Raw genomic sequence first — 19,718 nt, forward strand, 5'->3', positions numbered from 1 at the left:
CTGAAAAAGAAAAGGGAACCCGAATTTTGCCTTCAATCCATAGCCCCTCCGGCGCGCTGCCGGCGCGCTTCCGCCGAGCGCGCCTTTTGATCGTCGGCTGCGGCGACGTCGGCCAGCGCGTGGCGCGCGATCTGCGCGGGCGCGTGTCGCTGGTGGCGCTCACCTCCTCGGCCGAGCGCGTGCCCGACCTGCGGTCCGCGGGCATCCGGCCGCTGATCGGCAATCTCGACGATCCCAAGACCCTGCGCCGCCTGTCGGCGCTGGGCACGCGCGTGCTGCACCTGGCGCCGCCGCCGCGCGACAGCGGCTCGGCCTGGTGGCGCGACCAGCGCACCGCGGCGCTGGTGCGCGCGCTGCGGCTGCGTGCGCTGCCCGATGCGCTGGTCTACGGCTCGACCAGCGGCGTCTACGGCGATTGCGGCGGCGCGCGCGTGAGCGAGACCCGCACCGTGCGCCCCGACACGCCGCGCAGCCACCGGCGCGTCGATGCCGAGCGCGCCGTGCGCTGGTTCGGCCGCAGCACGGGCGTGCGCGCCAGCATCCTGCGCATCCCGGGCATCTATGCGCCCGACCGCGAAGGCGGCACGCCGCGCCAGCGGCTGCAGCGCGGCACCCCGGTGCTGCGGCGCGAGGACGACGTCTACACCAGCCACATCCATGCCGACGACCTCGCGCGCGCCTGCATCGCGGCGCTGTTCCGCGGTCGGCCGCAGCGCATCGTGCATGCTTCGGACGACACCGAGCTGCGCATGGGCGACTACATCGACCTCGCGGCCGACCTCTACGGCATGCCGCGCCCGCCGCGGGTGGCGCGCGAGGAGGCCGAACGTCAGCTGCCGCTGCAGCTGCTGAGCTTCATGGGCGAATCGCGCCGGCTCGACAACACGCGGCTCAAGCGCGAGCTGCGCGTGCGGCTCGCGCATCCGACGGTGCATACCGGGCTGCGCGAGAACGCCGGCTAGAACTTGTACTGCAGCTTCAGCCACGCATTGCGCGGCGTGCCTTCGGTGTAGCCGTTGTAGCCGCCGAGCCCCGCGTAGTAGCGCTTGCCGCCGAGGTTCTCGATGTTGAGGCTCGCGCTCAGCTGCCGGCTGAACTCGTAGCGCGCCATCAGGCCGATCAGCGTCACGCTGCCCTGGGTGGCGCGGCCGAGGCCGTAGCTCTCGTCGAAGTAGATGCCGTTCTGGTAGCTCAGGCTGCCGCCCAGCGTGAGCCGGCTCCAGTCGCCGGGCAGGCGGTAGCTGGTCGAGATGCGCAGCATGCGGCGCGGCAGGGCGGTGTTGAGCAGCGCGCCTTCGGCATCGCGCTTGGCGTTGTAGGTGTAGCCGCCCATGAGCTGCCAGCCCTTCGCGAGTTCGCCCGACACCGTGGCCTCGAAGCCCTTGGTGCGCGCGCCCTTCACGGCGCGCATCGGAATCGTGCCGTCCGCCAGCGGCGGTGCGCCGGGGATCTCCACCGCCAGGTTGTCTTCCTCGGTGCGGAACACCGCGAAGCTGGTGTTGAGCCTGCCGTCGAGGTGCTCGCCCTTCAGGCCCAGCTCGATGTTGTGGCCGCGCTTCGGATCGAGCACGTTGTTGTTCGTGTCCTTGGACGTGTTGGGCTGGAAGATGTCGGTGTAGCTCGCATAGGCCGAGAACGCCCGGCTCAGGTCGTAGACCACGCCCACGTAGGGCGTGAACACGCCGTTCTCGCGCTGCAGCGGCGTGTCGGTGGTGCTCTGGACGCCATCGGCCCAGTTGGTCGACGTGCCCCGGTTGCGGTACCAGGTGACCCGGCCGCCGACGATGACGGCCAGCTCGTCGGTCGGCCGCAGTCGCACCGAGCCGTAGAGCGCGCGCTGCTGCGTCTGCTCGCCGAAGCGGAAGTTCGGGTGGATGAACGCGGGCCGCGGCGCGGCCGCGATGCCGTAGAGCGCGACCGGCACCTGGTCCGAGCCCTCGGGGCTCGCGCTGCTGCCGAACACCGAGTAGCTGTAGCGGTTCACGTTGAGGCCGAAGCTGGCCTGGTGCGTGCGGCCGAACAGCTCGAAGGGCCCGGTGGCATAGAGGTCGAACGACTTGTTGCGGCCCTTGGCCGGGTTGTAGCCGCGGTCGAGCACGCCCTCCTGGGTCAGCGGATCGAAGGTCGAGGGATAGAGCCAGAGGTCGCCGCCGGCGCGCTCGCGCTGGTTCTTCACGCTGGCCGCCTCGGCCTTCACGCGCCAGCCGTTGTCCAGCCGGTGCTCGAGGTTCAGGAACACGCGATCGGTGGTCATGTTCCAGTAGCTCCAGGGTGCGCTGGAGTTGAAGGACACGGGCAGCCGCGTGCGCGAGCCGTCGGCGTAGAACAGCGGCGACTGTCCGAAGTTGGCTCCCGTGATCGCGTTCTTCTGGTATTCGTAGCCCAGCGCCACCGTCGTGCGCGGCGCGATGTCGGCCTCGACCACGCCGTAGAACAAGTCCTGCCGGCGCTGCTTGTCGTCGGTGAAGGTGTCGCCGTCGGAGCGCGAGGCCACCACGCGCCCGCGCAGCGTGCCCGCCTCGTTGAGCTTGCCGCCGATGTCCGCCTCGGCGCCGTAGCGGTTCCACGAGCCGAAGCCGCCCTGCACGTAGCCCGACAGCTCGGTGGTGGGCCGCTTGCGCACCAGGTTGATCGAACCGCCCGGCGTGCCCACGCCGTTGAGCAGGCCGGCCGCGCCGCGCACGACCTCCACGCGGTCGTACATCGCGGTGCCGACCATGCTCGGCTCGCCGGCCACGCTGGCGAAGGCCAGCGTCGGGATGCCGTCGATCATCTGGCTCAGCTCGAAGCCGCGCGAGGTGAAGCTCACGCGCTCGTCGAGCCGGTCGGCGACGATGCCCGGCGTCTGGCGCAGCACGTCGTCGAGCGAGACCAGGTTCTGGTCCTCGATCTGCTGGCGCGTGACCACGCTGACCGATTGCGGCGTCTGGCGCAGCGTCAGGTCCATGCGCGTGCCGGCGCCGGTGATCCGGGCGGTGTAGGAGCCCGTGCCCTCGGTGGTGGCGCTGGCGTCGGTCGGCGCGGTCACGGTGACGGGCGCGAGTTCGCCGGCGCCGGCGTCCTGCGCCGGCCGCTGCACGACGAAGCCGCCTTCGGAGCGGCGCGCGACCAGCCCGCTGCCGGCCAGTACCCGCGTCAGCGCCTGTTCGACGCTGAGGGCACCGCTGAGCGCGGGCGCGCCGCGGCCTGCCACCAGGGCCGGGCTGAACAGCACCTGCATGCGGGCCTGCTGGCCGATCTGCGTGAGGGCCTGGCCCAGCGTGCCGGCCTCGACCCGGAACGTGACCACGGGCGTGGCCTGAGCCTGCGCGTGGACCGCGGCCGGGCCGGCGAACAGGGCCGCCAGCACGAGGGCCAGCGCCCCCTGGCGTGCGGATGGCGGCAACGAACCGGACGGCGGGCCGGGGTGGCGCGCCGAAGTTGCGCCCCCGATGGCGCGGGCGACGCGGGCGGCGCGGGTGGCGGTGCCACGGACTGTCATGCTTTCTCCTCCAGGTAAGACAAGGTGCTTACCTGTCTAGACGTGCCAGTCGCGCGCACCCGAATGCCGGGCCGAAAAAATAATCGAGCGGCTCAGGAGCGGCGCGCGGCGCCGATCGACACCGCGCCGTCCGGCTGCCAGTGCAGCTGCACGCCGGGGAGCAGGTCGGGCAGCGCGCGCAGGAAGGCGTCGGGGCGGCGCAGGTCGATGGTTCCGGACACCAGCAGCGTGCCGGCCGCGCCGTCGAGCGTTACCGCGCCCGTGCGGTAACGCGCCAGCTTCTCGAGCACGCGCGCCAGCGGCTCCGCCTCGACGATCAGGATGCCGTCGCGCCAGCTGCCGACCGCGTCGGCGGCACCCTGGACGACCACCGGCTCGGCCGACTTGCCGGCCGCCAGGTCGATGCTGGCCGTGTCGCCGGCACCCAGTTCGCGTTCGACGCCGGGCCGCGCCATGTCGGGCGTCAGGGCCACGCGTCCGCTCTTCACGCCCACCTGCAGCAGCGTGGGCAGCGCCAGCACGTTGAACTCGGTGCCGATGTCGCGGATGCGCGCCGTGCCCGAGACCACGGCGAAGGGACGGCGGTCCTCGCCGATCTCGAAAAAGGCCTCGCCGCGCTCCAGCCGCACTTCGCGCCGGGCCAGGGTGTAGTGCACGGCCAGCCGGGTGCCGACGTTGGCGCGGATGCGGGTGCCGTCGGCCAGCACGAGCTGCCGCACCTCGCGCGGACCGTTGGCGAGGGCCTGCGACTCGACGGGAATGTGCTGGTAGCCGGCCCAGCCGGCCAGTGCGAGGACGGCGCAGGCGGCGAACGCGGCGGCGCCCCATTGCCAGGCCGGGCGTGTCGGCGTGGAGCGCGCGCGGACCGGGGCGCGGGCGAGGGCGGGGCTCGGCACCGGCTGGCGCGCGGCGGCCGGCAACTGCGCCATGTCGCGCCATACCGCCTGGAGCTGCGCGTACTCGCGCGCATGGTCGGGCGAGGCCGCGAGCCAGGCCTCGAACGCCGCCTGCTCGCGCGCCGGCAGCGCGCGGTGCTGCTGGCGGAAGAACCAGTCGAGCGCCTGGGCTTCCACCGCGGTGGGCGGCGCGCCGTCGTCCGGCGCCTGGGGGTGGGGCTGACTGGTCATGCGTCGCGCGGCGGCGTGGGGTCGCCCTGCACCTGCCGCTTGCAGTGCAGCAGCGCGAGCTGGAGATGGCGTTCGACCATGCGCACGGAGATGTTCATGCGGCGCGCGATCGCTTCATGCGGCAGTTCCTCGAAGCGGTAGAGCAGGAAAGCCTCGCGCTGCTTCTCGGGCAGGCCGTCGATGGCCCGTTGCAGCAGCGCCAGGCGCTGGCGCGCCTCGGCGCGTTCCTCGGGCTGCCAGGAGGAGGGCGCAGCCGGCTCGTCCGCGGGCCCGGCGTCGTCGTCCGGGCGAAGCGGAGCGGGGTCGGCACGTTCGGAGAACACCGCGTTGCGCACCTTCTCCGCGCGCCAGTGGTCGCGCAGGACGTTCTGCGCCACCTTGCGCAGGAAGGCACGGGGCTGTTCGACGGAATGCTGGAGCGCCAACACGCGGGCATAGCTTTCCTGCAGTGCATCGGCAGCCACCTCGCGGTCGTTGACCGTGCGGAGGCAGAAGTTCAGCAGTTCTCTGTAATAGCGCGCGGGCACATCGATTCCAGCCAGGGAAATTGCAGGAATCCTTCTCGAATCGAGATGTGGCGGCGGCTGGATCTGAAGCGCGAGGCGGACGGATTGGGGCCGGATTATAGAAACGCACCGCGAGTGCGCGGTGGTTCGGATGCGAAGGCGCAAGCCGGGAGATGTCGCTGCCGTGTGTGGTGCCCGGGGCCGGAATCGAACCGGCACGCCTTGCGGCGGGGGATTTTGAGTCCCCTGCGTCTACCAATTTCACCACCCGGGCACGGCAGGAAGGAAGCCCAAAATTATGGCACAGTGGAATGATGAACCGTCCAAAAGCTCCTTCTTTCGCATATCCGCTACCCTCCGGGGCGGAATCCAGCGCCTCCCGCGCGGCAGACCGGACGCAGTCATGACCCACAAGTACCCCACCATCGAAGACGCCATCGGCCGCACGCCGCTGGTGGCGCTGCAGCGCATCAACGCCGAAGAGAACGCGCGGCGCAACAACGTGATCCTCGGCAAGCTCGAGGGCAACAACCCCGCCGGTTCGGTCAAGGACCGCCCGGCGCTCTCGATGATCAAGCGCGCCGAGGAGCGCGGCGAGATCAAGCCCGGCGACACGCTGATCGAGGCCACCTCGGGCAACACCGGCATCGCGCTCGCGATGGCCGCGGCCATCAAGGGCTACCACATGGTCCTGATCATGCCGGAGGACCTCTCGATCGAACGCGCCCAGACCATGAAGGCCTTCGGCGCCGAGCTCGTGCTCACGCCCAAGAGCGGCGGCATGGAATACGCGCGCGACCTCGCCGAGCAGATGGTGGCGCAGGGCAAGGGCCGCGTGCTCGACCAGTTCGCCAACCCCGACAACCCGCGCATCCACTACGAGACCACGGGCCCCGAGATCTGGGCCGACACGCAGGGCAAGGTCACGCACTTCGTGAGTGCCATGGGCACCACCGGCACCATCACCGGCGTGTCGCGCTTCCTCAAGGAGAAGAACCCCGCGATCCGCATCGTCGGCGCGCAGCCGGCCGAGGGCTCGCGCATCCCGGGCATCCGCAAGTGGCCGGCCGAATACCTGCCGAAGATCTTCGACCCGAGCCGCGTCGACCAGGAGATCAACGTGAGCCAGGACGATGCCGAGGAGATGTGCCGGCGCCTCGCGCGCGAAGAGGGCATCTTCGGCGGCATCTCGGCCGCCGGCGCGCTGTGGGCCGCGCTGCAGGTCGCCAACACGGTCGAGAACGCCACCATCGTGTTCGTGGTCTGCGACCGCGGCGACCGCTACCTGTCGACCGGCGTCTTCCCCGCCTGATGCCAGCACCCCGGTGCGCCACGCGGCGCGCCGGCGGTTCCCCGGAACGAGACAAGAAAGAACAAGAGCCACCCCATGCCCCATCCCAAGTTCTGCCAGGTCTGCGCCACGCCACTCGAATGGATCGCGCTGATGGAAGACGGCGGCCCCAAGGAGCGCCTGCGCTGCCCCAACTGCGGCCATACGCACTGGAACAATCCGACGCCGGTGCTCGCGGCCATCGTCGAGTACCGCGGCCAGGTGCTGCTGGCGCGCAACGCGGCCTGGCCCGGCAAGATGTTCGCGCTGATCACCGGCTTCATGGAGGCCGGCGAGACGCCCGAGGAAGGCATCGCGCGCGAGGTCAAGGAAGAGACCAACCTCGACGTGAGCGCCACCAAGATCGTCGGCGCCTACGACTTCCAGCGCATGAACCAGGTCATCATCGCCTACCACGTGGTGGCCGATGGCGAGGTCAAGCTCTCGCCCGAACTGGTCGACTACCGCCTCTACGACCTGCCCGACCTCAAGTGCTGGCCCGCCGGCACCGGCTACGCGCTGGCCGACTGGCTGCGCACGCGCGGCCACGAGCCGGTGTTCTTCACCGCGGCCGAGAACGAGGAACGCCGTCGCGGCCTCGACCTGCCGCCCGCCGATCCGCCGCCGGGCAAGGGAGCCTGACCATGGACGTCGACCGCGAAATCGACACCCGCGGGCTCAACTGCCCGCTGCCCATCCTCAAGGCCAAGAAGTCGCTCAACGACATGGCCAGCGGCCAGCTGCTGCGCGTGGTCTCGACCGACCCCGGCTCGGTGCGCGACTTCCAGGCCTTCGCGCGGCAGACCGGCAATGCGCTGATGGAGCAGCAGACGGTCGGCACCGACTTCATCCATGTGCTGAAGCGGCGCTGAGGCCGCGCGCGACACGGCATCGAAAAAGCAAAAAAGGCCGGGAATCGCTCCCCGGCCTTTTGATTTGGAGTGACCCGGCTCAGAGCTTCAAGCTCTTGAGGTACTCGCGGAACTGGCCGCCGACCTCGGGATGCGCGAGCGCGAGCTCGACGCTGGCCTGCAGGAAGCCTTCCTTGCTGCCGCAGTCGTAGCGCACGCCCTTGTAGGAATAGGCGTAGACCGATTCCTTCTTCATCAGCGCGGCGATGCCGTCGGTGAGCTGGATCTCGCCGCCCGCGCCCTTGGGCTGCTGGCGGATCTCGGCGAACACGCCGGGCGTGAGGATGTATCGGCCGGCCACGCCCAGGCGCGAGGGGGCATCCTCGGGCTTCGGCTTCTCGACCATGCGGTTGACCTTGACCAGGCCGTCCTCGACGGCGTCGCCGGCCACGATGCCGTAGCGCTTCACATGCTCGAGCGGCACTTCCTGCACCGCCAGCAGCGAGCCGCCAAGGCGCGCGAAGGCGGCGGTCATCTGGGCCAGCACCGGTTCGCCGCCCGTGGGGCCGACCATCAGGTCGTCGGCCAGCAGCACGGCGAAGGGCTCGTTGCCCACCAGGTGCTCGGCGCACAGCACCGCATGGCCCAGGCCCAGCATGCGCGGCTGGCGCACGTAGGAACAGGTCATGTCGTCGGGCATCACCGAGCGCGCGATGTTCAGCAGCGCGTCCTTGCCGCTGGCCTCGAGCTGGCTTTCGAGCTCGTAGGCGGTGTCGTAGTGGTCCTCGATCGCGCGCTTGTTGCGGCCGGTCACGAAGATCATGTCGCGGATGCCCGCGGCATAGGCTTCCTCGACCGCGTACTGGATCAGGGGCTTGTCGACCACCGGCAGCATTTCCTTGGGCTGGGCCTTGGTGGCCGGCAGGAAGCGGGTGCCGAAGCCTGCAACGGGGAATACGGCCTTGCGGATGCGCGTCGGGGAGGTGGACATGGGCAATTCGGTGTCGGTTCGTTCAGGAAGAAGGAAGGAGTGAGGGCCGCCAGGGCCGTCCGGAACTGCGGCGGCGGAACCGGTCCGCCGCCTGGCCGATTCTGCACCGGCCAGCCATCCTACCGGGCTGCGGAGAAGCCCGTATGTCAGCCGAGGCGCACAAGCTGGTCGCGCAGGCGTTCCAGCGTGGCCGTGAAGTCGGCCAGGCGCTTGCGCTCCTGCTCGATCACGGCCGGTGGCGCCTTGGCGACGAAGGACTCGTTGCCGAGCTTCCCGTTGACCTTGGCGATCTCGCCCTCGATGCGAGCAATTTCCTTGCCGATGCGCACGCGCTCGGCCGCCTTGTCGATCTCCATGTGCAGGCACAGGCGGGCATTGCCGACCACGGCCACCGGCGCGGCCTCGGCGGCCGCCGCCCAGGCCGCCTCGTCGTCGAACACGCGCACCTCCTTGAGCTTGGCCAGCGCCTGCAGCACCGGCGCGGCCTCGCGCAGGAAGGCGGCGCCCTCGGCGTCGTCGGCCACCGCATAGAGCGGCAGCCGCATCGCGGGCGAGACGTTCATCTCGCCGCGCAGGGTGCGGCAGCCGTCCACCAGCGCCTTGAGTCGCGCCACGTAGGCCTCGGCGGCCTCGTCGATGCGCTCGGGCTGGCTCAGCGGATAGGCCGCCACCATCACCGATTCGCCCGTGCGGCCGGCCACCGGCGCGACCTTCTGCCACAACTCTTCCGTGATGAACGGGATCACCGGATGCGCGAGGCGCAGCAGGGTCTCGAGCGTGCGGATCAGCGTGCGGCGCGTGGCGCGCTTCTGGGCGTCGTCGCCGGTCTGGATCTGCACCTTGGCGATCTCGAGGTACCAGTCGCAGAACTCGTCCCAGGCGAACTGGTAGATCGCGTTGGCGACGTTGTCGAGCCGGTACTCCTCGAAGCCCTTGGCGACCTCGGCCTCGACGCGCTGCAGCTGCGAGACGATCCAGTAGTCGGCGCGGCTGAACTTCAGGTAGCCGTGCGCGGGACCGCCGACCTTGCACTCCTCCTTCGTGTGCTCCTTGAGGCCGCAGTCCTGGCCCTCGCAGTTCATCAGCACGAAGCGGGTGGCGTTCCAGAGCTTGTTGCAGAAGTTGCGGTAGCCCTCGCAGCGCTTGCTGTCGAAGTTGATGCTGCGGCCCAGCGAGGCCAGCGAGGCGAAGGTGAAGCGCAGCGCGTCGGCGCCGAATGCCGGGATGCCCTCGGGGAATTCCTTCTGCGTGTTCTTGCGCACCGTGGGCGCGGTCTCGGGCTTGCGCAGGCCCTGGGTGCGCTTGTCGAGCAGCTCGGGCAGCTCGATGCCGTCGATCAGGTCGACCGGGTCGAGCACGTTGCCCTCGGACTTGCTCATCTTCTTGCCCTGCGCGTCGCGCACCAGGCCGTGGATGTAGACGTCCTTGAACGGCACGCGGCCGGTGAAGTGCTTGGTCATCATGATCATCCGGGCGACCCAGAAGAAGATGATGTCGTAGCCGGTGACCAGCACGCTCGAGGGCAGGTAGAGGTTGTAGTCGCTCGTGGGCTCGGTGCCCTGGTTGGGCCAGCCCAGCGTCGAGAACGGGAACAGGGCCGCGGAGAACCAGGTGTCGAGCACGTCCTCCTCGCGGCGCAGCGTCTTGCCGGGCGCTTGCGCCTGGGCTTCCTCCTCGCTGCGCGCGACGTAGACCTTGCCCTCGTCGTCGTACCAGGCCGGGATCTGGTGGCCCCACCAGAGCTGGCGCGAGATGGTCCAGTCCTGGATGTTCTCCATCCAGTGGTTGTAGGTGTTGATCCAGTTCTCGGGCACGAAGCGCACCTCGCCCGAGCGCACCACGTCGATCGCCTTCTGCGCGATCGACTGGCCGTCGGCGCCGGGCTTGGTCATGGCCACGTACCACTGGTCGGTCAGCATCGGCTCGACGATGGCGCCGGTGCGCGCGCAGCGCGGCACCATCAGCTTGTGCTTCTTGGTCTCGACCAGCAGGCCCAGCGCGTCGAGGTCGGCCACCACGGCCTTGCGCGCCACGAAGCGGTCGAGGCCGCGGTACTTCTCGGGCGCGTTGTCGTTGACGGTCGCGTCGAGCGTGAGGATGCCGATGGTCTCGAGCTGGTGGCGCTGGCCGACCGCATAGTCGTTGTAGTCGTGCGCGGGCGTGACCTTCACCACGCCGGTGCCGAAGGCCTTGTCGACGTAGTCGTCGGCGATCACCGGGATCAGCCGGTCGACCAGCGGCAGGCGCACCTGCTTGCCGATCAGCGCCTTGTAGCGTTCGTCTTCCGGGTGGACCATCACGGCCGTGTCGCCGAGCATGGTCTCGGGCCGGGTCGTGGCCACCGTGAGCGTGCCCGAGCCGTCCGCCAGCGGGTAGGCGATGTGCCAGAGCCAGCCGTCCTCTTCCTCGCTCTCGACCTCGAGGTCGCTCACGGCGGTCTTGAGCGTCGGGTCCCAGTTCACCAGGCGCTTGCCGCGGTAGATCAGGCCTTCTTCGTAGAGCTTGACGAAGGTGTCCATCACCACGGGCGAGAGCTTCTCGTCCATGGTGAAGTATTCGCGGCTCCAGTCGACGGTGTCGCCCATGCGGCGCATCTGCTGGGTGATGGTGTTGCCGCTGCGTTCCTTCCACTCCCAGACCTTGGCGATGAAGTTCTTGCGCGCTTCCTGCGGCGTCGGGCCCATCTCGTGGCGGCTGATGTTCTGCGCCTGCAGCTGGCGCTCGACCACGATCTGGGTCGCGATGCCCGCGTGGTCGGTGCCCGGCAGCCACAGCGTGTTGTCGCCCTTCATGCGGTGGTAGCGCGTGAGGCTGTCCATGATCGTCTGGTTGAACGCATGGCCCATGTGCAGCGTGCCCGTGACGTTGGGCGGCGGCAGCTGGATCGAGAACGCGCCGGCGTCGGCCTTGGGCTTCCCGGTGCCGCGCCAGCCCGCGTGCGCGTAGCCGCGCTTTTCCCATTCGGGACCCCAATGCGCCTCGAGGGCCGCGGGTTCGAACGATTTGGAAAGGCTCTCGAGGCCGGGTTGGGCGGTGGGTGTGGTGGGTTCGCTCATGGGGGCTTGGGGGCAATGCGGCCATGGCGCCGGTACGCAGGTCGTACGGGCCGCGGGCCGCGCGGGGGCAGGGAAGGTCGGCGATTTTACCGGCGCCGCAAGGGGCGGGCGGGCCAACAGATAATTCCGCGATGCTGTTTCTGCTCTCTCCCGCCAAGTCGCTCGACTACGACACCCCGGTCCCCGCCGAAGTCCCCGCCACCCAACCCCATTTCGAGAGCCCGAAGGGCCCCTCGGTCGAACTGATCAAGCTGCTGCGCGAGAAGTCGCCGCAGCAGATCTCCGAGCTGATGCGCCTGTCGGACAAGCTCTCCGCGCTCAACGTGGCGCGCTATGCCGCCTGGCGTCCCAAGAGCACCGAGCAGAACGCCCGCCAGGCCGCCTTCGCCTTCGATGGCGACGTCTACGGCGGCCTCGACGCGCGCTCGCTCACGCCCGCGCAACTGGACTGGGCGCAGGACCACGTCTGCATCCTCAGCGGCCTGTACGGCGTGCTGCGCCCGCTCGACCGGCTGCAGCCCTACCGGCTCGAGATGGGCACCGCGCTGGCCAACCGGCACGGCAAGGACCTCTATGCCTTCTGGGGCACGCGCATCGCCGAACACCTCAACGAGCGGCTGGCGGCCGACCGCACGCCGGTGGTGATCAACGCCGCCTCGCAGGAGTACTTCCGCGCGGTCGACACCAAGGCACTGAAGGCGCGTGTGGTCGAATGCGTGTTCGAGGAGTGGAAGGGCGACCGCTACAAGGTCATCAGCTTCTTCGCCAAGCGCGCGCGCGGCCTGCTGGCGCGCTGGGCCGTGCTGCATCGCGTGGCCACGCCCAAGGCGCTGGAAAAATTCGATCTCGAGGGTTATGGTTTCGACGCCCAGGTGTCCACGGCCGAACGGCTGGTCTTCAGGAGAAAACTCGTATGAATGATGTGAGGGAAGCAGGCGAGGCAACCGGAGCGCGCGCATGACGCAGGCGGTGAGTCCCGAACTGCGCGACTGGCTGGTGAGCCAGCTCGCGGCCGGCCATTCGGTGCCCGCGCTGCGCGCCTCGATGCGCGCGGCCGGCTGGCACGATGCCGCCACCGACATCGCGCTGGCCCAGCTCGAGGCCGGCTTTCCCGAGTCCAGGGCCGCGTCGGCACTGCCGCCGCGCACCTCGATGCCGGGCCCCGACCTCGAGGGTTCGCCGCTGTACATCGACGTGGGCGACCGCCGCGTGCAGGTGCTGCAGACCATGAAGCATCCGCGCGTGATCGTGTTCGGCAACCTGCTGTCGGCCGAGGAGTGCGAGGCGCTGATCGCGGCCGCGCGCGTGCGGCTCGCGCGCTCGCTCACGGTCGAGACCAAGACCGGCGGCGAGGTGCTCAACGTGGACCGCACCAGCGAAGGCATGTTCTTCGAGCGCGGCGAGAACGAGACCGTGCGGCAACTCGAGCAGCGCCTGGCGCTGCTGCTGCGCTGGCCGCTCGAGTTCGGCGAGGGCCTGCAGATCCTGCGCTACGCGCCCGGCGCGCAGTACCGGCCGCACTACGACTACTTCGATCCCGGCGAGCCCGGCACGCCCACCATCCTCAAGCGCGGCGGCCAGCGCGTCGCCACGCTGGTGATGTACCTGCAGGAGCCCGAGAAGGGCGGCGCCACCACCTTCCCCGACGTCGGCCTCGAGGTCGCGCCGGTGCGCGGCACCGGCGTGTTCTTCAGCTACGACCATCCCGATCCCGCCACCCGCACGCTGCACGGCGGCGCGCCCGTGGTCGCGGGCGAGAAGTGGGTCGCCACCAAGTGGCTGCGCGAACGCGAGTTCCGCTAGCCCGCAACGCAAGAAAGCCACGATGAAGGTCCAGGCCAACGGATTGCAGATCGAAGTCGACGACACCGGCGGCGAGGGCCGGCCGGTGATCCTGCTGGTGATGGGCCTGGGCATGCAGCTCGTGGCCTGGCCGCGCGATTTCGTGCAGCCGCTGGTCGACGCCGGCTTTCGCGTGGTGCGCCACGACAACCGCGACATCGGCCTGAGCGAAGGCTTCGACCACAAGGGCGTGGGCAACATCGTCTGGGAGAGCATCCGGCTGCGCCTGGGCCTGCCGGTGCGCTCGGCCTACACGCTGCAGGACATGGCGGCCGATTCGCTCGGCGTGCTCGACGCGCTGGGCATCGCGCAGGCGCACGTGGTCGGCGCCTCGATGGGCGGCATGATCGCGCAGCGCATGGCGGCGACCGCGCCCGATCGCGTGCAAAGCCTCGTGAGCATCATGAGCTCGAGCGGCGCGCGCGGCCTGCCGGGTCCGCGCCGCGAGGTGGCCGCGATGCTGCTGCGCCGCCCGCTGGGCCGCGGCGAGGACCAGCTGATCGCGCACAGCATCCGCCTGCTGCGCCTGATCCAGAGCCCGGCCTATCCGCAGACCGACGAGGCGCTGGCCGAGCGCCTGCGCTTTTCCATGCGCCGCGCCTACCATCCGGCCGGCATGTTCCGCCAGATGCTCGCCATCGGCGCCGACACCGAGCGCCCCGCGCTGCTGGCCCGCATCCAGTGCCCGACCCTGGTGCTGCACGGCGAGCCCGACGCGCTGGTGCCCATCGCCTGCGGCCAGGACACGGCACGCCGCATTCCCGGCGCGCAGTTCGTGCCCATCCCCGGCATGGGCCACGACCTCCCGCCCGAGGTCTGCGCCATCCTCGCAAGACACATCGTCCCGTTCCTGAACGCGACGCCATCCCGCCATCCATGAGCCACGACGCCAACAACACCCCCAACCCCAACACGCCCGAGCAGTCCCAGCTCGGCCGCGCCTCGGCCTACGCCGACCGCTACGACCCCACGCTGCTGTTCCCGATCGCGCGCGCCACCCAGCGCGAGGCCATGGGCATCGCGGCCGGCGCCTTGCCCTTCTTCGGCGCCGACCTCTGGACCGCCTTCGAGCTGAGCTGGCTCAACCCGCGCGGCAAGCCGCAGCTCGCGATCGCGCACTTCACCGTGCCCTGCGAAACGCCCAACATCATCGAGAGCAAGTCCTTCAAGCTCTACCTCAACAGCTTCAACAACACCGCCTTCGTCGACGCCGAGGCCGTGCGCGAACGCCTGCGCACCGACCTGGCCGAGGCGCTGTGGCGCGGCAGCGACCGCGCGGCGGGCATCGGCGTGAAGCTGGTCGCGCCCGAGCTGTTCGACCGCGAGCCGGTGCACGAGCTCGACGGCCTGGACCTCGATCGGCTCGACATCGAGTGCACCCACTACCAGCCCGCGCCCGAGCTGCTCTCGAGCGATGCCACGCAGCTGCCGGTGACCGAGACGCTGACCAGCCGGCTGCTCAAGAGCAACTGCCTGGTCACGGGCCAGCCCGACTGGGGCAGCGTGCAGATCCGCTACAGCGGCCCGCCCATCGACCAGGCCGGGCTGCTCGCCTACATCGTGAGCTTTCGCAACCACAACGAATTCCACGAGCCCTGTGCCGAGCGCATGTTCACCGACATCTGGAAGCACTGCCACCCGACCAAGCTCACGGTGTACGCGCGCTACACGCGGCGCGGCGGGCTCGACATCAACCCGTTTCGCACCAGCTGGCCGCAGGCGCTGCCGGCCAACGTGCGCACGGCGCGCCAGTAGTCGGACCGGTGTCGCCGAAGTTTTTTGAAGATTTTTTGGCCCGGATTCGAGAACTGCGTTTTTGGGGCATATAATCTGAGGCTTCGCGGGAATAGCTCAGTTGGTAGAGCGCAACCTTGCCAAGGTTGAGGTCGAGAGTTCGAGACTCTTTTCCCGCTCCAAATTTTTGCTTCTTCGATGGGTCCGCAAGACCCGCCGCAGAACGCAAGCGAAGACGAAAGAAAAGGCCGCTGTCCCCAGCGGCCTTTTTCTTTTTCCGCGGCCGCTCGCGAGGGGCGCCCCGGCCCGTGTGGCATCCTGCCCGCATGACCCCCGACACCCGCTCGCTGCGCCTGTTCGTGGCCGTGGCCGACCACGGCAGCATCAGCGAGGGCGCCAAGCGCTGCCACCTCGCGCTCGCGGCCGCGAGCAAGCGCATCTCGGACCTCGAGGCGCGCGCGCGGCTGCCGCTGCTGGTGCGCCATGCGCGCGGCGTCACGCTCACGTCGGCGGGCCATGGCCTGTTGCTGCATGCGCGCGCAGTGCTCTCGGCCATGGACCGGCTCGGTGCCGAGCTCGACGACTTCCAGAACGGCGTGGCGGGCGTGGTGAGCATCACGGCCAATGCCTCGACCATCGCGCAGTTCCTGCCGGCGCAGATCGGCTCCTTCCTGCGTCTGCATCCGGTGCTCAAGATCGACCTGCAGGAGCGCGCGAGCACGGAAGTGGTGAAGGCGGTGCAGGCCGGCCTGGCCGACATCGGCGTGATCGAGGGCAACACGCCGGCCGATCCGCTCGAATGCCTGCCCTACCGCAGCGACGAACTCGCCGTGGTGGTGGCGCGCGACCATCCGCTGGGCCGGCGCAAGCGCATCGGCGCGGACGAGGTGCTGCGCCACGAGCACATCGTGGTGCGCGAAGGCACGGCGCTGCACCGCGTGTTGCTGAGCGCCGCGCTCGAGGCGCAGCTGCCGCTCAAGGTGCGCATGCAGGTCGGCAGCTTCGACATGGTGTGCCGCATGGTGGAGCAGGGCGTGGGCATCGGCGTGCTGCCCTATGCGGCGATCCTGCCGCAGCTGCAGATCCTCAAGCTGCGCTGCCTCAAGCTCGACGCGCCCTGGGCCATGCGGCGCCACCTGCTGTGCGTGCGCCGGCAGCAGGACCTGACCGCGGCCGCGCGCTCGGTGCTGGAACATCTGAGCCGGCCCGACTGAAGCACGAGGCTTCGCGCCGCGCGAAGCCTCGCTCCCGCCAAAAACGAATTGTTCTCCACCGGGGCGCGCGCAAAGATGCGCGCACAACGAAGGAGACAATTTTGAAGATCGTTCGCGTCAGCGCCACGCCGCTGAACATTCCCGTCGCCATCGACGTGCTGGGGCTCGACAAGAAGACCTCGCTCTCGCTGTGCCTGACCGAGATCGAGACCGACACCGGTCTCGTCGGACACGGCATGACCGCCATCACCGAGGAGGAGATCATCGCCGCCGCGGTGCGCGAGGTGGCGGGCCCGGCGCTGATCGGCGAGGACCCGATGGCCACCGAGCGCCTGTGGGACAAGCTCTACTGGCTGCTCTCGCCGCGCGGCCAGACCGGCTACGCGAGCCATGCCATCGCCGCGCTCGACATCGCGCTGTGGGACCTGAAGGCGAGGGCGCTGGGCCAGCCGCTGTGGCGCCTGCTCGGCGGCGCGCGCGCCAGGGTGCCGGTGTATGCGACCTTCGGCTTCGGCTTCTTCGAGCGCGACCAGCTCGCGGCCGCCGCCAAGCTGTGGGTAGAGCAGGGCTTTCGCCGCCTGAAGATGACCGTCGGCGGCCATGCGCTCGCGCGCCGCGACGAGCCGCGGCCGATCGACGAGGTGATCGCCGAGGACGTGCGCCGCGTCGCCGCGGTGCGCGAGGCGGTCGGTCCCGAGGTGAAGCTCTATGTCGACGCCAACTGCGGCCTCGACCTGTTCCATGCGAGCGAGCTCGCGCGCCGCATCGAGCCCTACGGCATCAGCTTCTTCGAGGAGCCGCTGACGCAGAACGACGTGCGCCAGATGGCCCAGTTGCGCGCGCGCACGAGCATCCCGCTGGCCTGCGGGCAGAACGAGGGCCTGGCCTTCCGCTTCCGCGACCTGCTGGTGAACCAGGCGGCCGATGTGCTGCAGCCCAACGTGACGATCTCGGGCGGCTATTCGCAGTGCCTGAAGATCGCGGGCATGGCGCAGGCCTTCAACGTGCCGATCGACAACGGCGGCGCCTGGCCCTTCCACAACATGCACCTGCATGCGGGGGTGTCGAACGGCGGGCTGGTCGAGTACCACTACGTGGCGGTGAAGATGCTGGAACAGATCTTCGACGGCCTGCCGGTGCCCGATCAGGGCTGGCTCACGCTGCCCGAGACACCGGGCCTGGGTTTCGCGCCCAATGCCGAGCGCGTGCGCGAACTCGCGAAGCTGCCGACCTCGCGCGGCAAGGGCAAGGCCTGAACGATGAAGACGACAAGACCCACGATCCCTCACCCGCGTCGTCTGGCATTGCGCGCCGCAACCATCCTCGGCCTCGCGGGCCTGCTCGCGGCGCCCATGGCCTGGGCCCAGAAGTACCCCGACAAGCCGATCCGCCTCATCGTCGGCTATTCGGCCGGCGGCGGTGTCGATGCCGTGGCGCGCCTGTTGAGCGCGCGCCTGCCCGCGGTGCTGGGCCAGCAGGTGCTGGTGGAGAACCGCACCGGTGCCACCGGCCTCATCGCGGCCGACTTCGTCGCCAAGGCGCCGGCCGATGGCTACACGCTGATGATGGGCGACAGCGCCCTGCTGATCGCCAAGCTGCTGCAGCCGAAGATCGCGATCGACCCGCTCACCAGCTTCAAACCGGTGGCCGGTGCCTTCGTCTCGCCGCTGATGATCGTCACGGGCAACGACTTCCCCGCGAAGACGCCAGCGGAATTCGTCGCCCAGCTCAAGGCGAACCCGGGCCGCTTCTCCTTCGCGACCTCGGGCGTGGGCACGGTGCAGCACCTGGGCTTCGAGATGCTCAAGCAGTCCACCGGCAGTTTCGTGGTGCATGTGCCGTACCGCGGCGCCGCGCAGATCGTGCCCGACGTGATCGGCGGCCAGGTGCCGATCGGCGTGGTCAGCGCCACGGCGGCGATGGCGCAGTCCAAGGCCGGCAAGTTGCGCGCGGTGGCGTTGATGAACAGCGCGAAGCTCGAAGGGGCCGAGAGCATTGCCCCACTGGCCGATGCGCTGCCGGGGTTCGATGTGGCGCCGCGCATCTTCGTGCTTGCACCTGCTGGAACGCCCAACGAGATCGTCGAGCGGTTCTCCGCCGCCGTGAAGACGGTGCTCGACGCGCCTGATGCTGGAACTGCCGCGGCGGCGCAGGGGACCTTGCGGGCCTATGCAACGTCGGCGCAGCTTGGCAAGGACATGGCCGAGGAGACGGTGCGGTGGAAACGCATCATCACCGAGCAGCGGATCGTGGCTGATGGGGGGTGATTTTTTGTCCGGGGCGGGCTCCCGCCGACGGGGTACTCCCCTCCGCGAATGTCCCCCGCCTTCGGCTCCTCCTTTATTTCGCTGCGGGGAGTACCCCATCGGCGTGAGCCTGGACGCGGCGGTCGTTAGCCGCTGGCACCACCGCTGCGCCCACGTGCACAGGGCAGTGGGTGCTTCCCGCAGCGAAATAAAGGAGGAGGCCGCAGGCCGGGGGACATTCGCGGAGGGAAGTACCCGCTGTCCTGTGCACGCGCCCCCGGCCCAAAACCGTATGAAACCGAAGAAATGAACCAACAACACCTGGGCCTCATAGTCCCCCCCAAAGCCGGCCAAGTCCCCATCGACGGCCCGCTTCTCTACGGCGACCGCATCCGCTTCAGCGCACGCGGCCTGGGCCTCGGAGAAATCTCCACCCGCGGCTACACCGAAGTCATCGACTCGGTGATCGACAAGGCACTGGAACTCAAGGAGGAGGGCGTCGGCGCCATCTCGCTCATGGGCACCTCGCTGAGTTTCTTCCGTGGCGCCGCCTTCAACCGGCAACTCGAAGTCGAGATGTCGCGTGCCACCGGCCTGCCGTGCACCACCATGAGCAACGCCATCGTCGAAGGACTGCGCAGCCTCGGCGTGAAGCGCGTCGCCGTGGCCACCGCCTACATCGACGAGGTCAACTTGCAGCTGCGGCGCTACCTCGAACAGTGCGACTTCGAACCGCTGGCCGTCGAAGGCCTGTCGATCTTCGATGTGCAGGCGGTCGGCCAGGTCGGCACGCAGGTGCTCGTGGACCTGGGTCGCCGCGTGTTCGAAGCACGGCCCGGCGCCGATGGCATCCTCATCTCCTGCGGCGGACTCGTCACGCTCGATGCCGTGCGCGAACTCGAGTCGATGCTGAAGGTGCCCGTGGTCTCGAGTTCTCCCGCGGGCTTTCGCGACTTGGTGCGAAAGGCCGGGCTCGATGCGCGCTCGCCGGGCAACGGCCGCCTGTTCGATTGAACGGCGAACGCGCGCATCTCGCATCGTCTCGCCTCGCTTCGGACATGTCCTGCACAGGGACGCGCTGCGGTCTTTCCGTCGCGGTCATCGAAGGGATTCAGTCTGCTGTCCATTCCCTGAAACCATCCTGGAGGACAGCACCATGGCAGACGACCTGAGCCAACGCGGGCAACCCGACCGCTCGCGCATCAACGTGAACGAGGCGCACGAGATGCGCTACTGGACCCAGACCCTGGGCGTCACCGAGGCGCAGCTGCGCTCGGCGGTCGCGGCCGCCGGCGTCGAGGTCAAGGACGTGCGGACCTACCTCGGCAAGCCTTGAGCGC

Annotated in this window: 18 protein-coding genes and 2 tRNA genes; 14 read left to right on the plus strand and 6 right to left on the minus strand. The window is 69.4% G+C overall.

Features of this window, described 5'->3' with window-relative positions; genetic code table 11:
* Positions 1–26 precede the first annotated feature (26 nt).
* Positions 27–962, plus strand: a complete 936-nt coding sequence (locus tag INQ48_07800) for an SDR family oxidoreductase (GenBank protein QRF59125.1) — start codon at positions 27–29, stop codon at positions 960–962.
* Here the strand turns inward: INQ48_07800 and INQ48_07805 are convergent.
* From INQ48_07805 to INQ48_07820, 4 genes are all read right to left on the minus strand, one after another.
* Positions 959–3,481, minus strand: a complete 2,523-nt coding sequence (locus tag INQ48_07805; GenBank protein ID QRF59126.1) for a TonB-dependent siderophore receptor — start codon at positions 3,479–3,481, stop codon at positions 959–961. The genes INQ48_07800 and INQ48_07805 overlap by 4 nt on opposite strands.
* A gap of 92 nt (positions 3,482–3,573) precedes the next feature.
* A complete protein-coding gene (locus INQ48_07810) occupies positions 3,574–4,608 on the minus strand; it encodes a FecR domain-containing protein (GenBank protein ID QRF59127.1) in 1,035 nt (344 codons plus the stop codon).
* Positions 4,605–5,135, minus strand: a complete 531-nt coding sequence (locus INQ48_07815) for a sigma-70 family RNA polymerase sigma factor (GenBank protein QRF60653.1) — start codon at positions 5,133–5,135, stop codon at positions 4,605–4,607. Before INQ48_07815 ends, INQ48_07810 begins: the two co-directional genes overlap by 4 nt.
* A gap of 168 nt (positions 5,136–5,303) precedes the next feature.
* A tRNA-Leu gene (locus INQ48_07820) sits at positions 5,304–5,388 on the minus strand.
* Positions 5,389–5,517: 129 nt separating this feature from the next.
* On the opposite strand from INQ48_07820, the gene cysM reads away from it, so the two are divergent.
* The 3 genes from cysM (at position 5,518) to INQ48_07835 (ending at position 7,316) form a co-directional block, all read left to right on the plus strand.
* Entirely contained in the window at positions 5,518–6,426 is a 909-nt protein-coding gene (cysM, locus tag INQ48_07825) for a cysteine synthase CysM (GenBank protein QRF59128.1), read from the plus strand.
* Between the two features lie 75 nt (positions 6,427–6,501).
* Positions 6,502–7,086 (plus strand): NUDIX domain-containing protein, encoded by a 585-nt coding sequence (locus INQ48_07830; GenBank protein QRF59129.1) that lies wholly within the window; start codon positions 6,502–6,504, stop codon positions 7,084–7,086.
* A 2-nt stretch (positions 7,087–7,088) separates the two neighbouring features.
* On the plus strand, positions 7,089–7,316 hold the full coding sequence (locus INQ48_07835) for a sulfurtransferase TusA family protein (protein ID QRF59130.1): 228 nt from the start codon (positions 7,089–7,091) through the stop codon (positions 7,314–7,316).
* 79 nt (positions 7,317–7,395) lie between these two features.
* Here the strand turns inward: INQ48_07835 and galU are convergent, their stop codons facing one another.
* Together galU and INQ48_07845 are read right to left on the minus strand one after the other, a co-directional pair.
* Positions 7,396–8,286 (minus strand): UTP--glucose-1-phosphate uridylyltransferase GalU, encoded by an 891-nt coding sequence (galU, locus tag INQ48_07840; protein QRF59131.1) that lies wholly within the window; start codon positions 8,284–8,286, stop codon positions 7,396–7,398.
* Positions 8,287–8,432: 146 nt separating this feature from the next.
* The gene (locus INQ48_07845) at positions 8,433–11,342 is read right to left on the minus strand and encodes a valine--tRNA ligase (protein QRF59132.1); all 2,910 of its coding nucleotides are present in this window, start codon (positions 11,340–11,342) and stop codon (positions 8,433–8,435) included.
* Between the two features lie 131 nt (positions 11,343–11,473).
* On the opposite strand from INQ48_07845, the gene yaaA reads away from it, so the two are divergent.
* The 10 genes from yaaA to INQ48_07895 all read left to right on the plus strand — a co-directional run bounded on the left by yaaA (position 11,474) and on the right by INQ48_07895 (position 19,714).
* A complete protein-coding gene (gene yaaA / locus INQ48_07850) occupies positions 11,474–12,259 on the plus strand; it encodes a peroxide stress protein YaaA (GenBank protein ID QRF59133.1) in 786 nt (261 codons plus the stop codon).
* A 40-nt stretch (positions 12,260–12,299) separates the two neighbouring features.
* The gene (locus tag INQ48_07855; protein ID QRF59134.1) at positions 12,300–13,145 is read left to right on the plus strand and encodes a 2OG-Fe(II) oxygenase; all 846 of its coding nucleotides are present in this window, start codon (positions 12,300–12,302) and stop codon (positions 13,143–13,145) included.
* Between the two features lie 22 nt (positions 13,146–13,167).
* Positions 13,168–14,064, plus strand: a complete 897-nt coding sequence (locus INQ48_07860; protein QRF59135.1) for an alpha/beta hydrolase — start codon at positions 13,168–13,170, stop codon at positions 14,062–14,064.
* Positions 14,061–14,939, plus strand: a complete 879-nt coding sequence (gene queF / locus INQ48_07865) for an NADPH-dependent 7-cyano-7-deazaguanine reductase QueF (GenBank protein QRF59136.1) — start codon at positions 14,061–14,063, stop codon at positions 14,937–14,939. The genes INQ48_07860 and queF overlap by 4 nt, the downstream gene beginning before the upstream one ends.
* Positions 14,940–15,024: 85 nt before the next feature.
* Positions 15,025–15,100 (plus strand) — tRNA-Gly (locus tag INQ48_07870).
* Between the two features lie 144 nt (positions 15,101–15,244).
* Positions 15,245–16,132 carry a LysR family transcriptional regulator gene (locus tag INQ48_07875; protein ID QRF59137.1) on the plus strand — a complete coding sequence of 296 codons (888 nt, stop codon included), beginning with the start codon at positions 15,245–15,247 and terminating at the stop codon, positions 16,130–16,132.
* 101 nt (positions 16,133–16,233) lie between these two features.
* The gene (locus tag INQ48_07880; protein QRF59138.1) at positions 16,234–17,388 is read left to right on the plus strand and encodes a mandelate racemase/muconate lactonizing enzyme family protein; all 1,155 of its coding nucleotides are present in this window, start codon (positions 16,234–16,236) and stop codon (positions 17,386–17,388) included.
* A gap of 3 nt (positions 17,389–17,391) precedes the next feature.
* Entirely contained in the window at positions 17,392–18,399 is a 1,008-nt protein-coding gene (locus INQ48_07885; GenBank protein ID QRF59139.1) for a tripartite tricarboxylate transporter substrate binding protein, read from the plus strand.
* A gap of 285 nt (positions 18,400–18,684) precedes the next feature.
* Positions 18,685–19,392, plus strand: coding sequence for an arylmalonate decarboxylase (locus INQ48_07890; protein QRF59140.1), 708 nt, complete (start codon positions 18,685–18,687; stop codon positions 19,390–19,392).
* A 142-nt stretch (positions 19,393–19,534) separates the two neighbouring features.
* Entirely contained in the window at positions 19,535–19,714 is a 180-nt protein-coding gene (locus INQ48_07895; GenBank protein QRF59141.1) for a DUF3606 domain-containing protein, read from the plus strand.
* Positions 19,715–19,718 lie beyond the last annotated feature (4 nt).

Origin of the sequence: Variovorax paradoxus (assembly GCA_016806145.1) — a bacterium.
GTDB lineage: Bacteria > Pseudomonadota > Gammaproteobacteria > Burkholderiales > Burkholderiaceae_C > Variovorax.